Here is a 3,003-nt window from a genome sequence, read left to right as displayed (position 1 = left end):
GGGGAAGAAGGCGTCGGAGGCGACGACCGAGCCCTTGGTCAGCGGTTCGGCAAGGCCGGCGGCCTCGGCGGCGTCGAGTGCCTTGCGGGCAGCGATGCGTGAGGAGTCGACCCGGCTCATCTGGCCGGCGCCGATGCCGACGGTGGCGCCGTCCCTGACGTAGACGATGGCGTTGGACTTGACGTGCTTGGCGATGCGGAAGGCGAATTTCAGGTCGGCCATTTCGACCGGCGTCGGCGCCCTCTTGGTCACCACTTTCAGTTCGAGGTCGTCGACGACAGCGTTGTCCCGGCCCTGGATGAGCAGACCGCCGGCGACGGATTTGACCGTCGTGCCCGGCGTGCGCGGATCCGGCAGCCCACCGGTGACCAGCAGGCGCAAATTCTTCTTCGCCGCGACGATGGCCGCTGCCTCGTCAGTGGCGCCGGGCGCTATGATGACTTCGGTGAAGGTTTTTACGATCTCTTCCGCCGCCTCGGCGTCGAGGGTGCGGTTGACCGCGACGATGCCGCCGAAGGCCGAAACCGGGTCGCAGGCGAGCGCCTTGGCGTAGGCGGCTTTCAGCGAGGTGCCTTCGGCAACGCCGCACGGGTTGGCGTGCTTGATGATGGCGACGGCGGCGGAACGCGCCGGATCGAACTCGCCGACCAGCTCGAAGGCGGCGTCGGTGTCGTTGATGTTGTTGTAGGACAGCTGCTTGCCCTGCAACTGACGCGCCGTGGCGACGCCCGGCCGCTTGTCGCCATCGATATAGAAGCCGGCGCTCTGATGCGGGTTCTCGCCATAGCGCATCACCTCGACCAGCCTGCCGCCAAAGGCACGCCACGTCGGGTGTTCGATCTCGAGCGCTTCGGCGAACCAGCCGGAGATCGCCGCGTCATAGCTGGCGGTGCGGGCGAAGGCCTTGGCGGCCAGCTTCTTGCGGAAATCCAGCGACAGCGAGCCGATGTTCATCTCCAGCGCGTTCAGCACCGAGGCATAGTCGCCGGGATCGGTGACGATGGCGACATAGGCGTGGTTCTTGGCCGAGGCGCGGATCATGGCCGGGCCGCCAATGTCGATGTTCTCGACGATCGATGCGTAGTCGGCGCCGGAGCGGCGGACCTCCTCGAACGGATAGAGATTGGAGACGACGAGATCGATCGGCTCGATGCCGTATTTGCGCATTGCCGCTGAATGCTCCGGATCGTCGCGCACGCCAAGCAGCGCGCCATGCACGCCGGGATGCAAGGTCTTGACGCGGCCATCCATGATCTCGGGAAAGCCGGTGAGCTCGGAGACGTCGCGCACCGGAAGGCCCGCGTCAGAGATCGCCTTTGCCGTGCCGCCGGTCGAGACCAGCTCGACGCCTGCGGCTGCCAGCGCCTTGGCGAAATCGATGAGGCCGGTTTTGTCGAAAACGGAGAGCAGGGCGCGGCGCACGGGAACCAGGTCTGGTGCGGGAATGTTCTTGGCGGCGACGGCCATGGGCTGGCGGCCTTTCACGACTGGTGTGGTGGATGCCCGCGCCCGTAGCACATGCCGCGCGGAAATCAAACCGGCGGTCAGGTAGGTCAGTTGTTTTCCGGATAACCGGCGATGCTGGTGCGGGTCAGCTGCCAGTGGACTTCGGCGATTTCCGAGGCCTTGAAGGCAAGCACGATCTGGCGGCTGCGGCGCGGGCCGCCAAGACCGGCGAAATAGATCGATTCCTCGACCTCCGGCACCACTTCGGCCGATGTGAACACCCAGGTGTCGGCCTGATCGGCGGCCAGCACCAGGCGGTCATGCTCGTCCTGCAAAAGGTTGACATCGGGATGAACGTGGAAGCGGACGGTGACGAAGTCGCGGCCATTGTTGCGGATCGCGGCACTGCCGGGGCGCTGGAAGCGGTCCCGGCCGGCCAGCACATTGCCGTTCGACGACAGCTTCAGCTCGCGCTCATGCAGGAAACCAAAGCGCGCGACATAGCCGTCATGGCGGGCGATGAAACCCTGAACGCCTTTCTGATCGGTGCGCTTGCACTGCACATGCTGCGGGCCGCCGATCAACGGCGAACCGAGCAGGTCGTTGACGCGCAACGAGTGGCTGAAGCGCGCCGACGAGGTGTCGTTGATGGTGGCGGTCGAGTGCGCGGCGGTGGCGCGCGCCAGCGGCCGGAATTCAGCCGCGCCGTAGGTGTCGATGCCGGCATTGACGATGTAGTGCTGGCGCCCGGACGACAGTTCGAAGGCAAGGCAGCTGGCATGTGCGGCATTGGACACGTCGACCGGCGGCGGCGGGCCGGTGTCGGCGATGACCGTGGTGCCGCCCATAGACAGGCGCTCATAGCCGGAATGCGGCGCATGCAGCAGCGGCGCGCCAGCGGTGTCGTCGTGGCGCAGGATGGTGGCGATGCGGTCGTGGATGGTGGCGCCCATGCCGTTGAAGCGGGCGAGGCTGCCATCCTGATGGCGGAAGAAGCGCAGCGCCGGCAGCATGCGGTCGATGGCGCCGATCAGCGCCTGCGGCGGCGTTTCCGCCTGGTTGGCATAGGTCTGGCGCAGCGGCAGAAGGTCGGCGAGGATTTCCAGGACGACCATCGGATTGCGCGAAATGTGCCCGCCATCGGCGAGGATCTGGCGGTCGAGTTCCTCGGCAAGGTTGCGGGTCGCGCCACGCAGCGCCGATGCCGGCGCCGGCAGGGACAAGGCAGCGAAGGCGAGCGCGATGCGGGCCCGCAGCCTGTCCTTGCCGTCGGGCATTTCGCGCGCCATCGACCTGAGATAGCGGATCTGCATGGCAACCGACTTCAGGAAGGCGCGGTAGAAAGGGAACTCGGCGCCCTGCAATACGACCGAGGAGTGCTGCAACCAGGCGATGATGCGCTTGGCCGTCGTGCCGGGCTCCCAGGCGATGCCGGAAATATGGCTGCCACGCATGGTGATCCAATCGGAGACCAGGGCGCGGGCATTGGCAGCGGCAAGCTCCGTGCCGGCGGCGCGCATATGGCGCAGCCAGCGAAAGCCGTGCAGCGTCTTCTGC

The 3,003-nt window shown here is 66.6% G+C and carries 2 protein-coding genes; both read right to left on the bottom strand.

Annotated elements, in window-relative coordinates; genetic code table 11:
* The coding region (gene purH, locus EN994_RS24805; protein WP_127307880.1) for a bifunctional phosphoribosylaminoimidazolecarboxamide formyltransferase/IMP cyclohydrolase at positions 1–1,467 on the bottom strand (1,467 nt) is incomplete at its 3' end.
* An 86-nt stretch (positions 1,468–1,553) separates the two neighbouring features.
* Positions 1,554–3,003, bottom strand: a 1,450-nt coding sequence (locus EN994_RS24800) for a heparinase II/III family protein (protein WP_127307879.1), incomplete at its 5' end; no start/stop codon positions are given.

This window comes from Mesorhizobium sp. M7A.F.Ca.CA.002.09.1.1 (genome assembly GCF_003998555.1).
GTDB lineage: Bacteria > Pseudomonadota > Alphaproteobacteria > Rhizobiales > Rhizobiaceae > Mesorhizobium > Mesorhizobium ciceri.
This window is presented reverse-complemented; position numbering and strand designations above follow the sequence as displayed.